This is a genomic window from Leifsonia sp. NPDC058230 (assembly GCF_042882245.1).
Classification (GTDB): domain Bacteria; phylum Actinomycetota; class Actinomycetes; order Actinomycetales; family Microbacteriaceae; genus Leifsonia.
The window spans coordinates 544295-563946 of record NZ_JBHVWM010000003.1; the positions used below are offsets into that span (position 1 = coordinate 544295).

The 19652-nt window shown below is 68.0% G+C and carries 16 protein-coding genes and 2 riboswitches; of the genes, 7 read left to right on the top strand and 9 right to left on the bottom strand.

Annotation, left to right across the window (positions count from 1 at the left end):
* The first annotated feature begins 52 nt into the window (after positions 1-52).
* Positions 53-622 (top strand): carboxymuconolactone decarboxylase family protein, encoded by a 570-nt coding sequence (locus tag ACFVV0_RS12515; protein ID WP_387063248.1) that lies wholly within the window; start codon positions 53-55, stop codon positions 620-622.
* Here ACFVV0_RS12515 and ACFVV0_RS12520 read toward each other — a convergent pair.
* The 7 genes from ACFVV0_RS12520 to ACFVV0_RS12550 form a co-directional block, all read right to left on the bottom strand.
* Positions 619-990 carry an iron chaperone gene (locus ACFVV0_RS12520; protein WP_387063251.1) on the bottom strand — a complete coding sequence of 124 codons (372 nt, stop codon included), beginning with the start codon at positions 988-990 and terminating at the stop codon, positions 619-621. The genes ACFVV0_RS12515 and ACFVV0_RS12520 overlap by 4 nt on opposite strands.
* Positions 991-1014: 24 nt before the next feature.
* Entirely contained in the window at positions 1015-2577 is a 1563-nt protein-coding gene (locus ACFVV0_RS12525; protein WP_387063575.1) for an MDR family MFS transporter, read from the bottom strand.
* A 106-nt stretch (positions 2578-2683) separates the two neighbouring features.
* Positions 2684-3826: a cysteine desulfurase family protein gene (locus ACFVV0_RS12530; RefSeq protein WP_387063254.1), complete on the bottom strand. Its 1143-nt coding sequence runs from the start codon at positions 3824-3826 to the stop codon at positions 2684-2686.
* Positions 3823-4689 (bottom strand): carboxylating nicotinate-nucleotide diphosphorylase, encoded by an 867-nt coding sequence (gene nadC, locus ACFVV0_RS12535; protein WP_387063257.1) that lies wholly within the window; start codon positions 4687-4689, stop codon positions 3823-3825. Before nadC ends, ACFVV0_RS12530 begins: the two co-directional genes overlap by 4 nt.
* Positions 4683-6254: an L-aspartate oxidase gene (gene nadB, locus ACFVV0_RS12540; RefSeq protein ID WP_387063260.1), complete on the bottom strand. Its 1572-nt coding sequence runs from the start codon at positions 6252-6254 to the stop codon at positions 4683-4685. Before nadB ends, nadC begins: the two co-directional genes overlap by 7 nt.
* A 1-nt stretch (position 6255) precedes the next feature.
* The gene (nadA, locus tag ACFVV0_RS12545) at positions 6256-7554 is read right to left on the bottom strand and encodes a quinolinate synthase NadA (protein ID WP_387063263.1); all 1299 of its coding nucleotides are present in this window, start codon (positions 7552-7554) and stop codon (positions 6256-6258) included.
* On the bottom strand, positions 7551-8330 hold the full coding sequence (locus ACFVV0_RS12550; RefSeq protein ID WP_387063266.1) for an NUDIX domain-containing protein: 780 nt from the start codon (positions 8328-8330) through the stop codon (positions 7551-7553). The genes nadA and ACFVV0_RS12550 overlap by 4 nt, the downstream gene beginning before the upstream one ends.
* 164 nt (positions 8331-8494) lie before the next feature.
* Positions 8495-8596, top strand: a riboswitch (glycine riboswitch).
* Between the two features lies 1 nt (position 8597).
* Positions 8598-8698: riboswitch (glycine riboswitch) on the top strand.
* Between the two features lie 62 nt (positions 8699-8760).
* Here ACFVV0_RS12550 and gcvT point away from each other — a divergent pair.
* From gcvT to gcvP, 3 genes are read left to right on the top strand one after another with little or no spacing between them, the layout of a single operon-like run.
* A complete protein-coding gene (gene gcvT, locus ACFVV0_RS12555; protein WP_387063269.1) occupies positions 8761-9930 on the top strand; it encodes a glycine cleavage system aminomethyltransferase GcvT in 1170 nt (389 codons plus the stop codon).
* A gap of 2 nt (positions 9931-9932) precedes the next feature.
* Positions 9933-10304: a glycine cleavage system protein GcvH gene (gene gcvH, locus ACFVV0_RS12560; RefSeq protein WP_387063272.1), complete on the top strand. Its 372-nt coding sequence runs from the start codon at positions 9933-9935 to the stop codon at positions 10302-10304.
* 16 nt (positions 10305-10320) lie between these two features.
* A complete protein-coding gene (gene gcvP, locus ACFVV0_RS12565; RefSeq protein ID WP_387063275.1) occupies positions 10321-13287 on the top strand; it encodes an aminomethyl-transferring glycine dehydrogenase in 2967 nt (988 codons plus the stop codon).
* A gap of 96 nt (positions 13288-13383) precedes the next feature.
* Here gcvP and ACFVV0_RS12570 read toward each other — a convergent pair whose 3' ends face one another.
* Positions 13384-14178: a CPBP family intramembrane glutamic endopeptidase gene (locus ACFVV0_RS12570; RefSeq protein ID WP_387063278.1), complete on the bottom strand. Its 795-nt coding sequence runs from the start codon at positions 14176-14178 to the stop codon at positions 13384-13386.
* Between the two features lie 271 nt (positions 14179-14449).
* Here ACFVV0_RS12570 and ACFVV0_RS12575 point away from each other — a divergent pair, with 271 nt between their 5' ends.
* From ACFVV0_RS12575 to ACFVV0_RS12585, 3 genes are all read left to right on the top strand, one after another.
* Positions 14450-16237: an ABC transporter family substrate-binding protein gene (locus tag ACFVV0_RS12575; protein ID WP_387063281.1), complete on the top strand. Its 1788-nt coding sequence runs from the start codon at positions 14450-14452 to the stop codon at positions 16235-16237.
* 185 nt (positions 16238-16422) lie between these two features.
* A complete protein-coding gene (locus ACFVV0_RS12580) occupies positions 16423-17955 on the top strand; it encodes an ABC transporter permease (protein WP_387063284.1) in 1533 nt (510 codons plus the stop codon).
* Positions 17955-18965: an ABC transporter permease gene (locus tag ACFVV0_RS12585; protein WP_387063287.1), complete on the top strand. Its 1011-nt coding sequence runs from the start codon at positions 17955-17957 to the stop codon at positions 18963-18965. Before ACFVV0_RS12580 ends, ACFVV0_RS12585 begins: the two co-directional genes overlap by 1 nt.
* Positions 18966-19003: 38 nt before the next feature.
* On the opposite strand, the gene ACFVV0_RS12590 is transcribed toward ACFVV0_RS12585, so the two are convergent.
* Positions 19004-19630, bottom strand: coding sequence for a PH domain-containing protein (locus ACFVV0_RS12590; protein WP_387063290.1), 627 nt, complete (start codon positions 19628-19630; stop codon positions 19004-19006).
* Positions 19631-19652 lie beyond the last annotated feature (22 nt).

Consider the following 19652-nt stretch of genomic DNA (forward strand, 5'->3'; position numbering starts at 1 on the left):
GTACTGCAATCGGCGCTCTAGTGGTCGCGACCGCCCGGTGGGACCATGAGTCATGTCGATCATCGAGACCGTCAATGAAGACGATGCAACGGGTGTGCTCGCCGAGTGCTACGCGGGCGATCTGAAGGAACTGGGCTACGTGTCTTCCTACACCAGGGTGATGTCCGTCAATCCGGAGGCCTACCTGGCGTGGATGGGACTCGTGCGCGCAATCGTCCCGCAACTGGGCAAGCGCCGCTACGAACTGGTCACGCTGGCGGCTGCGCAGGGCGTCCACTCGGAGACCTGCCGGCTCGCCCACGGGCGCAAGTCGCTGTCCCTCTTCGACGAGGAGCAGCTCGTGCGGATCGCGGCCGACTACCGGGATGCCGACCTCAGCGAGGCCGAGGTGGCGATGATGGAGTTCGCCGAACGGGTGAGCCGCGACTCGCCTTCGATGACCGAGGCCGACAGTCTGCGTCTCCGCGAGCTCGGATTCTCGGATCGCGAGATCGTCGACATCACCCTGGCGGCGGCCGCCCGCAACTACTTCAGCAGGGCGCTTCAGGCCCTCGCGGTCGAACCGGATGTGCCCCCGGGACTCAGCGACCGCCTGCGCACCGCGCTGCTCGCCCCGCTCTAGGCGAGCTGCGCATCCACTTCTGCCGTGCGTTGCTCGATCACTGTGCGGAGGGTCTCGAGGGTGAGCGGTGATTCGGCCGAGAAGTGCAGGGTCGCGCCGGAGATCGACCCCTCCGTCAGTCGCCCCGCAAGTGCCTCGGCGGCCGGTGGGCTCATGAGCAGCAGGCTGCATTCCTTCGCCGTCGCCGACAGTCCGACCAGGCCTTTACCCCGGTATTTGAAGATCGGCACGCGGTAGCTGATCACCTGCTCGGCATCCGGCACGAGTTCGAGGATGCGGTCGCGCACGATGCGCAGCGCCCCCGCGAACGGCTCCTCCATCGCGCCGAGATACTCGTCGACCGTCGATGCGTCGACTCCCCGTGCCATGCCGCCTCCTCGCTCAGGGCGCGATCAGTGTGCGAACACGCCCTCCACCACATCCGCGGGCTTGCGGATGAAGAACGATCCCGCAACGGCGACCAGAGAGATGATGGCCGCCACCAGGAACGCCATGCGCACCCCGCCCGCCGTCGCCATGTCGAGTGGTTCGCCGGCCGCGGTGAGTGCTGCCGTCTGAGCGGACAGGACCGCGACCAGTAGCGCCGTTCCTGCCGCGCCGGCCACCTGCTGCACCGTGCCGACGATCGCGCTCGCGTGCGAGTAGAGGTGCGGAGTGACGGCACCGAGGCCCGCCGTGAAGAGCGGCGTGAACATGAGGGCGAGCCCGGCACTCAGAGTGACATGCGCGGCCAGCAGCATGTATGGCGAGGAGTGCTCGTTGGAGAGGGTGAGCGCCCAGAGCACCCCGCTCACCAGGATGGAGCCGGGGATCACGAGCGGCTTCGGCCCGAACCGGTCGTAGAGGCGGCCGACGACGGGTGCGAGCACGCCCATCATGACGCCGCCCGGAAGCAGGAGGAGTCCCGTGGCGAGGGTGTCGAGGTGCAGCACGTGCTGCAGGTAGAGGGGGAGCACGATGATCACGCCGAACATGGATGCGGTACTGATCGCCATCAGCCCGATCGCGACGGTGAAGATGGGCGATTTGAACGTACGCAGATCGAGGAGGGCACGATTGCGCCGCTGCAGCAGCAGCTGGCGGAGGATGAACGCCGCGAGCGACACCGCTCCGACCCCGATCGAGATCCACATTCCCGAGACCGCCCCGGCCCCGGCGGCGGACGCCTCCCCGGCCTGGCTGAGCCCGTAGAGCAGACCGCCGAACCCGAACGCCGAGAGGATCACGGAGAGCACGTCGAGCTTGACCTTCTCCGGTTCGGTCACGTTCTCCACGAACTTCATGCCGATGAGAAGCATGGCCACCGCGATCGGCAGCACGATGAGGAAGATCCATCGCCAGTCGAGGTAGTTCAGGATGAAGCCCGAGATCGTCGGGCCGATGGCCGGGGCGACCGAGATCACGATCGACACGTTGCCCATCGTGCGGCCGCGCTTGCTCGCGGGAACGAGCGTCATCAGCGTGGTCATCAGCAACGGCAGCATGATCGCAGTGCCCGAAGCCTGGATCACCCGCGCGATCACCAGCATCTCGAAGCCCGGCGCGATGGCGGCGCTCAGCGTTCCGAGCGAGAACAGGCTCATCGCGGCGATGAAGATGCTGCGTGTGCTGTACCGCTGCAGCAGGAATCCGGTGATCGGGATGACGACGGCCATCGTCAGCATGAACGCGGTGGACAGCCACTGAGCGGCGACCGCGTCGATGCGCAGGTCGTCCATCAGCCGGGGGATGGCCACCGACATGATCGTCTCGTTGAGGATCACCACGAATGTGGCGGACAGCAGCAGCCAGATCACGCGGTTGTTCCGCTTGGTGTGATCGGGCGTCACCGGAACCGCGGGTGCGGCGTCGGCGGCGGATCCGGCGACCGTGGGGTCGACGGATGCGGGGTCGGCGAGCGCCTCTGGCGCGGTGTTCTCAGTCACGCGCTCCACAGTATCGATCGGCACCGACATCGCGGGAGGCGCTCGGGCGAACGTCTCGAAGAGTTCACTCTCCGCGTAACGCATGCATCCGCATCGGATGGCGCGGGACGCCGAACGACCGGTCTACCCGGCTGGCTCAGCGACCGAGCGAAGCGATCTCGCGAACCGCCTCGGCGACCGCAGGAGCGACCTCCACGAGCTGCCCGGCGGTCACATCCGCACCCCAGGAGAAACGGACGGCGGTGCGGGCGACATCGTCGGGGTAGCCGAGTGCGAGCAGCACGTGCGACGCGTCCTCGCTCCCGGCTGCGCAGGCCGACCCGCTCGACGAGACCACGCCGTGGCGCTCGAGCTCGAGCAGCACGGCTTCGCCGTTCGTGCCCGGGAACACGAAGGACGCGGTTCCCGGCAGTCGCGACGTGGGATGCCCGGTGAGTCGCGCATCCGGCACGGCCGCGAGCACGGCCGAGACGAACCCGTCGCGGGCCTCTGTGGCGCGCTGTGCGTTCGACTCTCGCCCGGCCGTCGCCAGGCGCGCGGCCGCGGCCAGCGCCACGGCGCCGGCGACATTCTCGGTCCCCGACCTCCGCCCGCGTTCCTGCCCGCCGCCGTGCAGAACGGGCTCGAGCGGGATGCGTCCCCGCACGTACAGCGCGCCGATCCCTTTCGGGGCGCCGATCTTGTGCCCCGAGACGCTGAGCGCGTCCACGCCGAGCCGCTGCACGTCGAGGTCGAGCCACCCCGCCGCCTGAACCGCATCCGTGTGGAACGGGATACGCCGTGCGTGCGCGATCGCGGCCAGCTCGGCGATGGGCTGAACCGTGCCCACCTCGTTGTTCGCGAGCATCACGCTCACGAGCGTCGTGTCGTCGCGCAGGGCTGCCGCGAGGTCGGCGGGCGCCACGAGTCCATCGGCGGCGACCGGGAGGAACGTCGCCTCGAAGCCGTGCAGCCGCACCAGATAGTCCACCGACTCCAGCACGGCCTCGTGCTCGATCGGGGTCGTGACGATGTGGCGACCGCGCGGGTTCCCCAGCGCGATCCCCTTGATCGCGAGGTTGTCGGCCTCGGTGCCGCCCGAGGTGAAGGTCACCTCGGTCGGGCGGCAGCCGAGCCAGGCGGCGACGGATGCGCGCGCATCCGCGAGCGCACGCGCTGCAGACTCGCCCACCGTGTGGTGGCTCGACGGATTGCCGAAGTCGCCGGTCAGGTACGGCCACATCGCTTCGAGCACCTCGCGGCGCACCGCCGAGGTCGCTGCCGCGTCGAGGTAGATCACGGCGCGGCCGACTCCACGACCACGTCGAGCCCGAGGTCGAGCGAACGGATGCTGTGCGTCAGCGCGCCCACCGAGATCACGTCCACGCCGGTCTCGGCGATGTCGCGCACCGTGCCCAGGTTCACGTTGCCGCTCGCCTCGACGATCGCGCGGCCGGCGATGAGGGCGACTCCCTCGCGTAATTGATCCACGGTGAAGTTGTCGAGCATGATCGTGTCGACTCCGGCGGCGAGCACCGGCTCGATCTGGTCGATGCGGTCCACCTCGACCTCGAGGTGCGTCGTGTGCGAGAGCTGCGCACGAACGGCGAGCAGCGCATCCGTCACGCTCAGTCCCGACTGCGCGGTGAGCACGGCCAGGTGGTTGTCTTTGGCCATCACCGCGTCGGAGAGCGAGAAGCGGTGATTGTGCCCCCCGCCCGAGCGCACAGCGTGACGCTCGAACGCCCGCAGGCCCGGGGTCGTCTTGCGCGTGTCGACGATGCGGGCGGACGTGTGCGCGATCTCGGCGACGTAGGCGCCGGTGAGGGTCGCGATGCCGCTCATGCGCTGCACGAAGTTGAGCGCAACACGTTCGGCCTGAAGCACCGATCGGGCGGGCCCGCTGACCGTCGCGAGCGTGTCACCGGCGTCGAACCTGCCGCCGTCGGCGAGGGCGAGCTCGACCTCGATCGTCGGGTCCGTGAGCGTCATCGCCGCCGTGAAGACGGCGCCGCCGGAGAACGTTCCTGGCTCCCGTGCGACGAGGCGGGCACTGGCATATGCCGTTGCGGGAATGAGCAGTTGCGAGGTCAGGTCGCCCCAGGGCGCATCCTCGAGCAGAGCGGCTCGAACGACGGTCTCGATGGTCTGGTCGGTCAGCATGGAACAGTCACCTCTTGGTAGGCGACGGACGTGCGCACCGAGTGCCGCGCGATTCCGTCGGTCGTGCAGGGGAAGTCGGATCGGAAGTGCGCCCCGCGCGATTCCTCACGCTCGAGCGCGGACCACACGACCAGGCGGGCGAGGTCGAGCAGGTTGCCGTCCTCGCGCTCGGCGCGGGTCGCGTGCGGATCTCCGGATGCGCGCCAGCCGGCGAGCGTCGCCGCGGCCGCTTCCAGCGTCTCCCGGGTGCGGTGAACTCCGGCGGCGGTCCACATCAGCGCTCGCAGCGCATCCCGTGGCACCACCGTCGCATCGGCCCGCTCGACGGGCGCGGCGGGGGCTTCCTCGGCTCCGATCGACTCGCCGAGCCAGTCGGAACCGGCCCGGCTCCAGTCCGTCGGCACGCCGTCGGCGAGATCCTCGGCCGCGCGGTGGGCGAACACGAGACTCTCGAGCAGCGAGTTCGACGCGAGCCGGTTGGCGCCGTGGGCGCCTGTGCAGGCGACCTCGCCGACGGCGTAGAGCCCGGCCACAGTCGTGCGTCCGTGGGTGTCCGTCGCGACACCGCCCATCCAGTAGTGCGCCGCCGGGGTCACGGGAACCGGCGTCCGCGCCCAGTCGATCCCGGCAGCACGGCAGGCCGCGTCGATGGTCGGGAACCGGCGGGCGAGGAACTCCGCACCGAGGGCCGTCGCGTCGAGGTACACGGGAGCCCCGCCCTGTGCGGCCATCTCGACGGCGATCCCGCGGGCGACGACATCGCGCGGCGCGAGCTCGGCGTCGGGATGCACGTCCTCCATGAATCGAGCGCCGGCCGCGTTGCGCAGCACGGCTCCCTCGCCGCGCACGGCCTCGGAGACCAGGAATGATCCCGGGATCGCGAGGGCGGTCGGATGGAACTGGTAGAACTCCAGGTCAGCGAGCGCGGCGCCGGCCCGCCAGGCCGCGGCCACCCCGTCCCCGGTCGTCACCGCCGGGTTGGTCGTGTGCGAATAGAGCTGCCCGGCGCCGCCGCTGGCGAGGACGACCGCGTCGGCGGCCAGCTCGGCGAGCGTTCCGTCGGCGCGGAGCACCTCGACGCCGCGGACGGCCCCTTCGGTGACGAGGATCTCCGTCAGGAACGCGTGCTCGACGATCCGCGTCGCCGAGGCGCGCACGGCGCGAACCAGAGCCCGCTCGATCTCCGCTCCGGTCGCGTCCCCGCCGGCGTGCAGCACCCGCGCGTGCGAGTGCGCCGCCTCGAGCCCGCGAGCCAGGTCGCCACCCGAGCGGTCGAACTCGACACCGAAGGCGATGAGATCCCGGATGCGCTCCGGCCCCTCCGCGCACAGCACCTCCACCGCCTCCCGGACGTTGAGACCCGCTCCGGCGCTCAGCGTGTCGGCGATGTGCGATTCGACACTGTCGTCCGGGAACAGGGCAGCGGCGATCCCGCCCTGCGCGTACGCGGTGTTGCTCTCGGCGAGCTCCGACTTGGTCACGACCGTGACCTCGTGGGTGCGGCTCGCCTCGAGCGCGGCGACCAAGCCAGCGACACCGCTTCCGACCACGACGACGCGAGCCATGTCAGGCCGCCATGGTGGTGTCGGGTCGCGCGGCGAGCATCCGCTCCAGGGCGACACGGGCGGGCACGGCGACGTCGGCGCCGACGCTGATCCGGTTGAGGACCTCGCCATGTACCAGGCCCTCCAGCACCCACGCGAGGTAGCCCGGGTGGATGCGGTACATCGTCGAGCACGGGCACACCACCGAGTCGAGGCAGAAGATCGTGTGCTGCGGGAATTCGGCGGCCAGTCGCTGCACGAGATTGATCTCGGTGCCGATGGCGAAGGTCGAGCCGGCCGGAGCCGCCGCGATCGCCTTGACGATGTAGTCGGTCGAACCGTACTCGTCGGCCGCGTCGACGACCGGCATCGGGCACTCGGGGTGGACGATCACCCGAACATCCGGATACTGCGCCCGAGCCTGCTCGATCTGGCTGACCGTGAAGCGCTTGTGCACCGAGCAGAAGCCGTGCCAGAGGATGACCCTGGCATCCGTCAGCGTCTCCGCGTCATTGCCGCCGAACGCCTTGCGCGGGTTCCACAACGGCATCTGCTCGACCGGAACGCCCATCGCCTTGGCGGTGTTGCGGCCGAGGTGCTGGTCGGGGAAGAAGAGCACCCGCTGGCCGCGCTCGAACGCCCACGTGAGCACGGTCTCGGCGTTCGACGACGTGCAGACGATTCCGCCGTGCTCGCCGCAGAAGCCCTTCAGTGCCGCCGACGAGTTCATGTAGGTGACCGGGATGACCGGGACGCGACCGTCGGCATCCGGCTCCGTGCCGTACAGCTCCTCGAGCTGCTCCCAGCACTCTGTCACCGAGTCGATGTCGGCCATGTCTGCCATCGAGCATCCCGCGGCCAGGTTGGGCAGGATGACGGCCTGCTCGGGACGCGAGATGATGTCCGCGGTCTCGGCCATGAAGTGCACACCGCAGAACACGATCGCCTCGGCTTCTGGCTTGGCCTTCGCGGCGTTCGCGAGCTGGAAGGAGTCGCCGACGAAGTCCGCGTACTGCACCACCTCGTCGCGCTGGTAGAAGTGGCCGAGGGTCACCACCCGGTCGCCGAGCGTCGCCTTGGCGGCGAGGATGCGGTCGTGCAGCTCCTCCTTGCTGGCGACGCGGTACTCCTCGGGCAGCTCGCCCTGTCGCGGTGTGGCGGCGGGGATCGGGTCGGCCATCGAGGCGCCCGGCCCGTACGACGGCTCCTGCAGGTCGAAGACCCAGGGGCTGTCGACGAGGTCGGGGGTGCAGGTCTCGCCGTCGAGCTCGCCGCGCGCGATGAGCTGGATGGTGGTGTCGACCGATGCGGTGATGCTCATTCTTCTCTTCTTCTCTCGAACGGATGCTGCTGACGGGGGAGTGGTCCCTGGTCGGCGAGGTCGATGGAGTCGTTGTAGCGGTAGAGCCGCGGAGGCCGGTGTGGAGTGCCGGTCAGGTACTGGTCGGTCGCGACCACGGCCCCGGAAGCCTCGATGGTGCGCCGGAAGTTGGCCGGGTCCAGCGGCCGGCCGAGGACGGCCTCGTGCACCTCGCGCAGCTGGGCGAGGGTGAACGTCTCGCCGAGGAAGGCGTGCGCGATGCGGCTGTACTCCATCTTGGTTCTGAGCCGCCACAGCGCGTATTCGGCGATGAGGTTGTGGTCGAAGGCCAGGCGGGGGAGGTCATCGGCCGGAAACCACTGCACGTTCTCGCCGACGCTGGCGAGCGCGGCCTCCTCGCTCCGCACGAGGGCCCAGTACACGATCGAGACCACGCGCTCGGCAGCCGTCGACCGGGTCGCATCCCCGAACGCGTAGAGCTGCTCCAGATAGCGCGGTGTCAGTCCGGTCGTGTCCCGCAGGGTGCGCGCCGCGGCGAACGCGAGATCTTCGTCGAGGTGCAGCGGCCCGCCGGGGAGCGCCCAGCATCCCTCGAACGGCTCCCGGATGCGCCGCACCAGCGGCAGCCACAGGCTCGCCAGGTCGCCGGTCTCCTCGTCCTTGCGCAGAGCGAAGATGACGGTGGACACGGCGAGAAGAGCACTGGCGCGCGCGGGCGAGCGCTCACCGCGCGTCACGCTCTCACGGCCCTCCGGCCGCTCGCCGTTCGACGACATCGCCGCTCCGTCCAGTAAAAGTCACAATGACTCTAAGTTCACCTCATCTTAGTGTCAACCCGACCCGAACTCCAAACCGGGCGGGAGGACCGTGCCGGTCGGATATGCTGAGGACCGTTCGCGCGCACGCGCGGGCAGCGAGTGCAACTGAATACAGGGCCACCGAAGTCGATGCGGGAGAGCCGGAGCGCGTGAAAGCGCGTCACCGGCACCGAAGGAGCAATCCTCCCCGACAATCTCTCAGGTACGCGTACCGCATCGAACTGGCCACTCTGAAAAGCAGAGAGCGACACCATCGCCTCTCTCGCCCAAGGTGAAAGCCGCGCCTCCCGCGTGGTGAAACTCTCAGGCCGGATGACAGAGGGGGAGTTCTCACGCGGCCGCAAGGCGCGCCCAACTCCCGGCGACGGCCGGCGGAACCGGAGAACTCATGACCTCGCACGACTCGGAACGCCTCTCACCTCTGCACGACGCACACCTGGCGGCAGGCGCATCCTTCACCGACTTCGCCGGCTGGCAGATGCCGGTGCGGTACTCGAGCGACCTCGCCGAGCACCACGCCGTGCGCACCGCTGCGGGACTCTTCGACCTGTCGCACATGGCCGAGATCGTTCTGATCGGGCCGGAGGCCGGGCAGGCGCTCGACTACGCTCTCGCCGGAAAGCTCTCCGGCATCGCGGACGACCAGGCGAAGTACAGCCTCCTGCTGTCGCGCTCGGGCGGCATCGTCGACGACCTCGTCGTGTACCGTACGGGCGCGGATCGCTACATGGTCGTCGCCAACGCGGCGAACCGCGACGAGGTGGCGGAGGAGCTTCGCGACCGCACGGCTCCGTTCGACACCGAGGTGTTCGACGAGAGCGACGACATCGCACTCCTCGCCGTGCAGGGTCCGGCCAGCCTGTCGATCCTCCTGGCGACCGAAGGGTTCGCCATCGAGGGCGGCCACTACGACGGCGACGACTTCGGCGAGCGGCTTGCCGGGCTCAAGTACTACTGGTCGATTCCGGCACTCTTCGAGGCGCATCCGGTGCTCATCGCCCGAACCGGCTACACCGGAGAGGACGGCTTCGAGCTCTACACCGCTCCCGACAATGCGAAGGCGCTGTGGGATGCGCTGCTCGAGTCCGGCGCCGAGCAGGGCCTCGTGCCGGCCGGCCTCGCCAGCCGCGACACCCTGCGCCTGGAGGCGGGCATGCCGCTCTACGGCCACGAGCTCAACACGGAGACGTACCCGGCGCAGGCGGGCCTCGGCCGCGTCGTCAACCTCGCCAAAGAGACCGATTTCGTCGGCCGGAACGCCAGCGAGGTCGGCCCCGACGCCTCCGCGCCGGTGCTCGTCGGCCTGATGGGACACGGAAAGCGCGCCGCGCGCGCCGGCTACCCGGTCTACGCGACCGACGGGACGACGGGCGCTGACGAAGCCGTCGGCGTCGTCACATCCGGTGCCCTCTCACCGACGATCGGCGTTCCGATCGCGATGGCCTACGTCTCGCCCCGATCAGCCCGCCCCGGTACCGAACTGCACGTCGACGTCCGTGGCACCCGCCTCGGCTTCACCGTCACCGCCCTCCCCTTCTACAGCAGAAAGAAGAACTAGCCATGGCCGCTCCGCAGGATCTGAAGTACACCGCTGAACACGAGTGGGTGCTCGTCGATGGCGACACGGCGACCGTCGGGATCACCGCCTACGCGGCCGAGAAGCTGGGCGACGTCGTGTTCGTCGAACTGCCCGAGGAGGGCAGCGACCTGGCCGAGGGCAAGGTCGTGGGCGAGATCGAGTCGACCAAGTCGGTCGGCGAGCTCTTCGCGCCCGTGAACGGCACCGTCGCCGAGGTCAACGCCGCGGTCGTCGACTCTCCGGAGCTGGTCAACAGCGACCCGTTCGGCGAGGGCTGGCTCATCAAGGTGACTTTCACCGAGCTGCCCACCCTCCTCAGCTACGACGAATACTCCGCCCTGACCGGCGAGTGAGGCTCCTTCTTCCACGATGACTGAACTCTTCCAGACGCGTCACATCGGCACCGACGGCGACGCGCAGACCACGATGCTGTCCACGCTCGGCTACGACAGTGTCGACGACCTCGTCACGGCAGCAGTGCCGGAATCGATCCGGGTCGGCAACTTCCGCGGGGCCGAGGACTCGATCCTTCCGGCGCCGTCGTCCGAGCGGGCAGCGCTCCGCGAACTCCGGGAGCTCGCCGCGCGCAACACCGTGAACCGGTCGATGATCGGCCTCGGCTACTACGGAACGATCACTCCGGCGGTGATCAAGCGCAACGTGCTCGAGAACCCGAGCTGGTACACCGCGTACACGCCCTACCAGCCGGAGATCTCGCAGGGGCGGCTGGAAGCGCTCATCAACTTCCAGACCATGGTCGCCGACCTCACCGGGCTCGACACGGCCAACGCGTCGATGCTCGACGAGGGGACCGCGGTGGTCGAGGGGATGCTGCTGGCCCGCCGCGCATCCAAGGTCAAGACTGCGAAGTTCATCGTCGACAGCGACACCTTCCCGCAGACCCTCGCCCTGCTCCAGAACCGCGCGGACGCGGTCGGCATCGAGCTCGTCGTGCTGCACCTCGCATCCACCGCTCCCGACGCACCCGAGCTCGCCGATGCATTCGGTCTCTTCGTGCAGTATCCGGGCGCTTCGGGGAACGTGTGGAACCCGGCGGAGATCATCGCCGCCGTCAAGGCGCAGGGCGCGGTCGTCGTCGCCGCGGCCGACCTCCTGGCGCTCACCCTGCTCGCGTCGCCCGGCGAGCTCGGTGCCGACGTCGCCGTCGGCACCAGCCAGCGCTTCGGCGTTCCGATGGGCTTCGGTGGTCCGCACGCCGGTTACATGGCCGTGCGCTCGGGCCTGGAACGCCAGCTCCCCGGCCGTCTGGTCGGGGTGTCTCAGGATGCAGTCGGCAAGCCCGCCTACCGCCTCACCCTGCAGACCCGCGAGCAGCACATCCGCCGCGAGAAGGCCACCTCGAACATCTGCACCGCCCAGGTGCTGCTCGCCGTGATGGCCGGGATGTACGCGGTCTACCACGGTCCCCGTGGCCTCAAGGTCATCGGCCAGACCGTTCACGCGTCGGCGGCGATCGCCGCCCGCGTGCTTCGCCAGCACGGCGTCGACGTGCTCTCTGACTCGTTCTTCGACACCTTCCAGGTGCGTGTCGCGGATGCCGCGGCCACTGTCGCAGCCGCGCACGCTCGTGGCATCCTGCTGCACGCCGCCGACGAGACGACCGTCTCCGTCTCATTCGACGAAGAGCTCGCAGCCGACCTCGGCTCGGGATCGCCGTTGCTCGCCGAGCTCCTCGAGATCTTCGCCCCCGACGCCGGTGAGCCGGCGCAGGGCGAGTCGGATCCGGCCGTCTTCGAGGCGGGTGTCGACGGCTGGTCGGCGTACGCGCCGCTCGGCCTGCGATCGTTCGAGCCATCCCTGGCTCGCACGACCGCCTACCTGACCCACCCCGTCTTCAACACGCACCACTCCGAGACGGCGATGATGCGGTACCTCAAGTACCTCGCCGACAAGGACTACGCGCTCGACCGCGGCATGATCCCGCTCGGTTCGTGCACGATGAAGCTCAACTCCGCGACCGAGATGGAGGCGGTGACCTGGCCAGAGTTCGCCGGGCTGCACCCGTTCGCCCCGATCGAGGATGTTCGCGGCTCGCTCGACCTGATCGACCAGCTGGAGCAGTGGCTGGCCGACGTGACAGGGTACGACTCGGTCTCGCTGCAGCCGAACGCCGGCAGCCAGGGCGAGCTGGCCGGGCTCCTCGCGATCCGCGGGTACCACCGCTCGCGCGGCGACCTGGCGCGCACCGTCTGCCTCATCCCGCAGAGCGCCCACGGCACCAACGCTGCGTCGGCCGTGCTGGCCGGCATGTCCGTCGTCGTCGTGGCCTGCGACGAACTCGGCAATGTCGACCTCGACGACCTCCGGGCCAAGGTCGCCGAGCACGCCGACACTCTTGCGGCCCTGATGATCACCTACCCGTCGACCCACGGCGTGTACGAGCACGAAGTGGTCGCGATCACCCGGTCCGTGCACGATGCGGGCGGCCAGGTCTACGTCGACGGCGCCAACCTCAACGCCCTCCTCGGCTACGCCCGGTTCGGCGACTTCGGCGGCGACGTCAGCCACCTCAACCTGCACAAGACCTTCTGCATCCCGCACGGAGGCGGCGGACCGGGCGTGGGCCCGGTCGCGGCCAAGGCCCACCTCGCGCCGTTCCTCCCCGGCCACCCGATGGCGCAGCGCGCCGACCACTACCTGGCGGGCGGCGACGGCAGCCGACGGGTCGAGCACGCGGGCGGTCCCGTCTCGGCGGCGGCATACGGCAGCCCGAGCATCCTGCCGATCAGCTGGGCCTACGTGCGCATGATGGGCGCGCAGGGGCTCACGGATGCGACCGGTGCGGCCGTTCTCGCCGCCAACTACATCGCCGCACGGCTCCGCGAGCACTACCCGGTGCTCTACGCGGGCGACAACGGGCTGGTCGCGCACGAGTGCATCCTCGACCTGCGCCCGCTCACCGAGGCGACCGGGGTGACCGTCGACGACGTGGCCAAGCGCCTCATCGACTTCGGCTTCCACGCGCCGACGATGAGCTTCCCCGTGCCGGGCACCCTGATGGTCGAGCCGACCGAGAGCGAAGACCTGGGCGAGCTCGACCGCTTCGTGACCGCGATGGTGTCGATCAAGGCGGAGGCAGACGCGGTCGCCGCGGGTGACTGGCCCGTCGACGACAACCCGCTCCGCAACGCTCCCCACACGGCCGAGACGGTCATCGTGGGGGAGTGGGCGCATCCGTACAGCCGCGAACAGGCCGTTTACCCGGTGCCGAGCCTCGTGCGCAACAAGTACTGGCCGCCGGTGCGTCGCATCGACCAGGCGTGGGGCGACCGCAACCTCTTCTGCGCCTGCCCGCCGCCGGAGGCGTTCGAGTAACCTCGGGCGATCGTCTCCAGGTCCCGAAGTGCCGACTGCTCACGTGAGCACGGCGCTTCGGGGCCTTTTTTCTTGGATCGTCGGTTTCTCGGATCGTCAGCCGAAGATCCCGGGCCACCACGCGACGGCCAGCGGGTAGCCGACGAACGAGACGATGTCGATGACGGCGTGCGCGATCACGAGGGGCATCACCCGTCCCCAGCGCGTGTAGCACCAACCGAAGACGATGCCCATGACGGCGTTTCCGATGAACGGACCATACCCCTGATAGAGGTGGTAGCTGCCACGGAGCACCGCAGCTGAGATGATGATCGTCCACTTGCCCCACCCGAGCTGTCGCAGGCGGGTGAAGAGGTAGCCGACGATGATGACCTCTTCCTGAAGAGCGGCGCGGACCGCCGCGAACACGAGGATCGGGATGGTCCACCAGTGCGTGTCGAGTGGCGAGGCCTCCACCGTGACGGTCACTCCGATCAGCCGGGTCAGGGCGTAGAACAGGATGCCGGGGATGCCGATGACGAGCAGGAGCAGCCCGCCGCCACCCAGGTCGCGGCCGAAGCGCGTGAAGTCGAGTCCGACACGCTGGAAGCCGGTCTGCGTGGGCCGCCAGAGCAGGAAGATCACGAGCGCGACGGCGAACAGCGGGAAGAAGTTGCCGAGGAACTGATAGACGAAGTCGAACACCTCGCGGCTCGACTGCGACGGGTTCACCTGCGCTGTCTGGTCTCGCAACGGGGTCGGACGGGTCGCCAGGTCGATGATGTTGACGATCGCGTAGACGGCGGAGGCGCCCAGCGAGAGGCCGAGCACGATCGCGATCTCCCACCACAGACGTGCGCGGCCGGGCCGGGGGACGGGAACTTCGGCTGACCACGGGGTTTCACGGCTCATAGATGCATCCTTCCAGGCCCGAGGACCACCCTCGTTCGGGGCTCAATCCACCGCGAAACCAGGCGAAGCGTTTGTTTCGTTGCGTGACACGCGCCAAAAACTCCGTTTTCCTGTGCTTGGTGCAAATTTCCACCAACTGAGTTACCACTGTGTAACGTTTTCGGGCCCGGTTTTGCATTCACTGCGCCTGCTACTTACAGTCATTCTTATCCCGCGCGGTAGAGGCATGCTCGCACGCCTGTGCCGTCGCACACTTCGCACAGGAGGAACATTGCACATCAAGGGAAGAAAGGCCAGGTACACGGTCAGCGCCGTCGCTCTCGCGGGCGTCGCGGCTCTGGCACTGTCGGCCTGCACCACGTCCGGCAGCACGTCGGACACGACGAGCGCCAAGGGCGGCACCGTCACTGTCGCAGTCGTCAACGACCTCACGTCGCTGAACTCGCAGACTCCGCAGGGCAACCTGGACACCAACGGTCAGGTCGGTTACCTGAACGGTTCGTATGGCACTGGATTCCAGTACATCGACAACAACTTCAAGATCGTCCACGACGACAAGTTCGGAAAGTTCGAGAAGACCTCGGACGACCCGCTGACCGTCAAGTACACGCTCAACAAGAACGACAAGTGGTCGGACGGCCAGCCCGTCACCGCCGATGACATGATCCTCGGCTGGGCGATCGCATCCGGTTACTACGACTCGGCGACCACCGACGACGAAGGCAACGTGACCACGGGCACGCAGTACTTCACCATCGCCGGTTCGACCGCCGGTGTCGACGCGACCGCGTTCCCGACCGTCGGCGACGACAACACGTCGATCACGCTCAAGTACTCCACGCCGTACGTGGACTGGGAGCTCGTCAACCCGATCGCGCAGCCTGCGCACATCGTGGCCAAGAAGGCGGGCCTCTCCTCGGCCGCCGACCTGACCAAGCTGCTCAAGGGCCTGCCGAAGGGTGACAAGGCGAACCCGGCACCCACCGACGCGACCCTGAAGAAGGCTGCTGACTTCGTCAACACGGGCTACGACATCACGGCGATGCCGACCGACAAGGACCTGCTCGTCTCCTCGGGCCCGTTCTACATGTCGGCCTGGACTCCCGGCCAGTCGATCACCATGTCGAAGAACAAGTTCTACGACGGTGGCCTCAAGCCGAACGTGGACAAGATCGTCTTCCGCATCATCCCGGACGCCAACGCCCAGGTCACCGCTCTCCAGAACGGTGAGGTCGACATCATCAACCCGCAGGCGTCCGCCGACACGCTGACCGCCCTCAAGGCGACCAGCGCAAAGGTGCTCACCGGCGACCAGGTGTCCTATGACCACCTCGACCTGAACTTCGGGTCCGATGTGTTCAAGGACGCAAAGGTCCGCGAGGCGTTCCTCAAGACCATCCCGCGTCAGCAGATCCTCGACTCGATCGTCACCCCGGTGAACCCGAAGGCCGAGATCCTGAACTCGCAGATCTGGCTCCCCAGCCAGGACGAGTACGCGGCGTCGGTCAAGCAGAACGACTCCGACCAGTTCGCCAAGGTCGACATCGAAGGCGCGAAGGCCCTCCTGGCCGGCGCGACCCCGTCGGTCCGCATCCTGTACAACACGAACAACCCGAACCGCGTCGACGAGTTCCAGGCCATCCAGGCCTCGGCTGCGAAGGCTGGAATCAAGGTTGAAGACGCCGGATCGCCCGACTGGAGCACGCTCCTCCCGGGTGGCAACTACGACGCCTCGCTGTTCGGCTGGATCAGCCCGGGTGCCGGCACTGCGCAGATCCCGCAGCTGTTCTCCACCGCAGGTGGCGGTAACTACAACCGCTACACGGGAACGAACGACATCGCCATCCAGACGCAGACGACCCTCGACAAGGACGAGCTCGTCAAGCTGGAGCAGCAGATCGACAAGCAGACCTTCGCCGATGGTTACGGCCTGCCGCTCTTCCAGCTGCCTGGTGTCTTCGGCGTGAACGCTCGCGTCGACGGTGTCAAGTTCATGGGCAACCAGAACGGACCCTTCTGGAACTTCTGGGAGTGGTCGGTCAAGTCCAGCAGCAAGTAACATCTCCACAGCAATGGGTGCCCGGGCGAACCCCGGGCACCCGTTCTGCGGCGGGGCGCCGACACAGTCGGCGCCCCGTATCATGTAACGGTGAACGAGATCCGTTCGCCCACCCCGAAACGCGCCCGGCAGCTCCAGCCCGGTCAGTAGCCCGCGGCGCGTTGTGTCAGTGAGGTTCCACACCTATGGCGAGTTTCATCCTGAGACGCCTCCTAGTCTCAGTGCTCATCATCATCGCCGCGTCGTTCCTGATGTACATGCTGGTCGCCTACAGCGTCGACCCGCTCGCGGACCTTCGCAGCAGTAATTCCCCCAACAAACCCCAGTTGATCGCGGCCCGCATCCAGCTTCTGCAGCTGGAGGTCCCGCCCCCACTCCGTTGGCTCTTCTGGCTCGGCGGTGCCGCCAAGTGTCTCATCCCGTTCGCGAATGCGTGCGACCTGGGTTCCACGATCTCGAACGCCAAGGTCGTCGACATCCTGCCCCAGGCTCTCGCCTCGACCGTTCAGCTGGTCACCCTCGCCCTCATCCTCGCGGTTCTCCTCGGTGTCACGATCGGTATCGTCACCGCGCTGCGCCAGTACAGCGGACTCGACAATGTCGTCACGTTCCTCAGCTTCTTCCTGTACTCGCTCCCCGCGTTCCTCGTGGCGGTGCTCCTCAAGGAGTTCGTCGCGATCGGCTTCAACAACTTCCTCGCCGATCCGGTGATCCCATGGTGGGTCGCGGTTCTGATCGGGGTCATAGCGGGTCTGATCTGGCAATCGCTGATCGGCGGCAATATGAGGCGCCGCCTCACGACGTTCGCCATCTCCGGAGTCGCAACCGCCCTGGTGCTCCTGCTGATGTCGGCGCTGGACTGGTTCCTGCACCCGGGTCTCGGCCCCGTCGTGATGATCGTGGTGACCGCCGCGATCGTGATCGGAACGACGGCGCTGATCTCCGGGCTCCAGAACCGCAAGGCGCTGATCACGGCGGCCATCAACGGCGCGATCGTGATCGTCGCGTACTTCGCGCTGCAGCCGCTGCTCGACATCTCGTCGGTCGCGACCGTGGTGATCCTGGCCATCGTCGCCATCGTCGTCAGCCTCGCGATCGGCTACTTCATCGGGGGCTACGATCGCGGCCAGAACATGCGCGTCGGTGTGATCGTGACGATCGTCTCGGGCGCGCTCGTGCTGCTCGATCGCTTCATGCAGGCCTGGCCCGAGTACTTCGACGCCACCAACGGGCGCCCGATCGCGACCGTCGGCTCGTCGACGCCCGGCCTCTCGGGCGACATCTGGGTGACCGGGCTCGACACGTTCACGCACCTCGCGCTGCCGACGATCGCGCTGCTGCTCATTTCGTTCGCGTCGTACACCCGGTACTCCCGCGCCGGGATGCTCGAAGTCCTGAACCAGGACTTCATCCGCACCGCGCGCGCCAAGGGAATGCCGGAGCGCACGGTCATCGTGCGGCACGCATTCCGCAACATGCTCATCCCGATCACGACCCTCGTCGCCTTCGACGTGGGCGCGCTGCTCGGTGGTGCGATCATCACGGAGAAGGTGTTCGCCATCCCCGGGATGGGTTCGCTGTTCAACGCCGGTCTGGCCCGTGGTGACCTCAACCCCGTGATGGCATACTTCGTGATCATCGCGGCCATGGCGATCTTGTTCAACTTCCTCGCCGACCTCGCCTACGCCGCGCTCGACCCGAGAGTGAGGGTCCGCTGATGTCGACCTCCGAACTGATTCCCGACGAACTCCAGGCCCCGACCGCACCGCCGGTCAGCCAGGGGAAGCTCATCTGGCGACGATTCCTGTCGAACAAGCTCGCCGTCATCAGCGCCATCCTGTTCATCCTGATCATCGCGTTCTCGATCTCGGCGATCGGCATCGGGCCGATCCCGGGCTGGTGGAAGTACGGCTTCAAAGACCTGAACGACCAGGTCGCACAGGGCTCGCCGACCTGGGAGCATCCCTTCGGTCAGGACCGCATCGGTAAGGACTACTTCGCGCTCACCATGCGCGGCATCCAGAACTCGGTTCTGGTGATGATCGTGATCGGTGTCATCGCGAGTGTCCTCGGTGTCGTCGTCGGCGCTGTCGCCGGCTACTTCCGAGGTGTCACCGACGCCGTCCTGATGCGCATCACCGACGTGTTCATCGTCATTCCCGCGCTGGTCATCGGCTCGGTGGTCGGACACTTCGCCGGCGGTCTCGGCGCCCCGGTGCTCGCGCTGATGCTCGGGCTCTTCTCGTGGATGGGAATCGCCCGCCTGGTGCGCGGCGAGTTCCTCTCGCTCCGCGAGCGCGAGTTCGTGGAGGCGGCGCGCGTCGCCGGCGCCTCGGACGCCCGCATCATTTTCAAGCACATCCTGCCGAACGCGATCGGCGTCGTCATCGTGGCTTCGACGCTGATCATGGCGTCGGCCATCCTGCTCGAGACCGCGTTGTCCTTCCTCGGCTACGGCATCCGGCCCCCGGATGTGTCGCTCGGCCTCCTCATCAGCTCCAACCAGTCCGCGTTCCAGACCCGGCCCTGGCTGTTCTGGTGGCCCGGCGTGTTCATCGTCACCCTGGCGTTGCTCGTCAACTTCGTCGGTGACGGCCTGCGCGACGCCTTCGACCCGCGGCACCGCCGCTTCAACCTCCGCAAGATGCGCGAGGAGGAGCCGGAGCCCGGCGAGGACGACTTCAGCGGACCGAAGACCGGCGCCGCCCTCGCGGAGGACGTGCTGTGACCTCGAGCACGAGCGCGAACGCGCTGCTCCTCAGCCGTTCAGGCGAGGAGCAGGGCCGCGACCGTGCCGGCCGCGAGCAGCACCATGCCGGCCAGTTCGGCCCAGTGCCAGTGCACGGTCACCGGCGTCTCGTCGGCGACCCCCGCATCCAGTCGCCCGCTGTCGCGCAGCTCGCTCCAACGGCGCCGCACGACCTCGGCGGCCTGACCGGATTCGGTCGACAGCAGATCTCCCGGCCGGCGAACGCTGTCGGCGACGCTCGGCTTGCCGACGCGTCCTCTGGTCTCATTTCGGGTGGCGCGCAGCGTTCTCGCCGTGCCGGGAGCCGGCGCGGACCAGGCGGAGAACTTGTGGCCGGGCGTGTACAGCGTCAGGGCGTACTTGGTGTCGACGTGGATGAGCGCAGCCCACGGGATCAAGATGGTCCTCAGCACGTTCCGCACTGTGACGCCCTCGCTGGACACGATGAGCAGCGGTCGCCAGAGCGCACTCCACGCGACGAGCGCGAAGAAGGCGCACGGCACCAGGTAGAGCAGCCGCAGATCGTGGACGCTCACCAGGAGGCCGACCGCGATGGCCGCGGTCGCCGCCCAGATCAGAACGGCAATGACCCGGTTGAACCGGGAGACGAACACCTCGCGTTCGTCGGCGGAGGCGTAGGGCATGGATACATGCTGACAGCACTTC

Bases quoted from the DNA above. Each gene is read 5' to 3' on its own strand.
- ACFVV0_RS12515 (WP_387063248.1), top strand. From the start codon at position 53: ATGTCGATCATCGAGACCGTCAATGAAGACGATGCAACGGGTGTGCTC.
- ACFVV0_RS12520 (WP_387063251.1), bottom strand. From the start codon at position 990: ATGGCACGGGGAGTCGACGCATCGACGGTCGACGAGTATCTCGGCGCG.
- ACFVV0_RS12525 (WP_387063575.1), bottom strand. From the start codon at position 2,577: ATGTCGGTGCCGATCGATACTGTGGAGCGCGTGACTGAGAACACCGCG.
- nadC (WP_387063257.1), bottom strand. From the start codon at position 4,689: ATGCTGACCGACCAGACCATCGAGACCGTCGTTCGAGCCGCTCTGCTC.
- nadB (WP_387063260.1), bottom strand. From the start codon at position 6,254: ATGGCTCGCGTCGTCGTGGTCGGAAGCGGTGTCGCTGGCTTGGTCGCC.
- nadA (WP_387063263.1), bottom strand. From the start codon at position 7,554: ATGAGCATCACCGCATCGGTCGACACCACCATCCAGCTCATCGCGCGC.
- ACFVV0_RS12550 (WP_387063266.1), bottom strand. From the start codon at position 8,330: ATGTCGTCGAACGGCGAGCGGCCGGAGGGCCGTGAGAGCGTGACGCGC.
- gcvT (WP_387063269.1), top strand. From the start codon at position 8,761: ATGACCTCGCACGACTCGGAACGCCTCTCACCTCTGCACGACGCACAC.
- gcvH (WP_387063272.1), top strand. From the start codon at position 9,933: ATGGCCGCTCCGCAGGATCTGAAGTACACCGCTGAACACGAGTGGGTG.
- gcvP (WP_387063275.1), top strand. From the start codon at position 10,321: ATGACTGAACTCTTCCAGACGCGTCACATCGGCACCGACGGCGACGCG.
- ACFVV0_RS12570 (WP_387063278.1), bottom strand. From the start codon at position 14,178: ATGAGCCGTGAAACCCCGTGGTCAGCCGAAGTTCCCGTCCCCCGGCCC.
- ACFVV0_RS12580 (WP_387063284.1), top strand. From the start codon at position 16,423: ATGGCGAGTTTCATCCTGAGACGCCTCCTAGTCTCAGTGCTCATCATC.
- ACFVV0_RS12585 (WP_387063287.1), top strand. From the start codon at position 17,955: ATGTCGACCTCCGAACTGATTCCCGACGAACTCCAGGCCCCGACCGCA.
- ACFVV0_RS12590 (WP_387063290.1), bottom strand. From the start codon at position 19,630: ATGCCCTACGCCTCCGCCGACGAACGCGAGGTGTTCGTCTCCCGGTTC.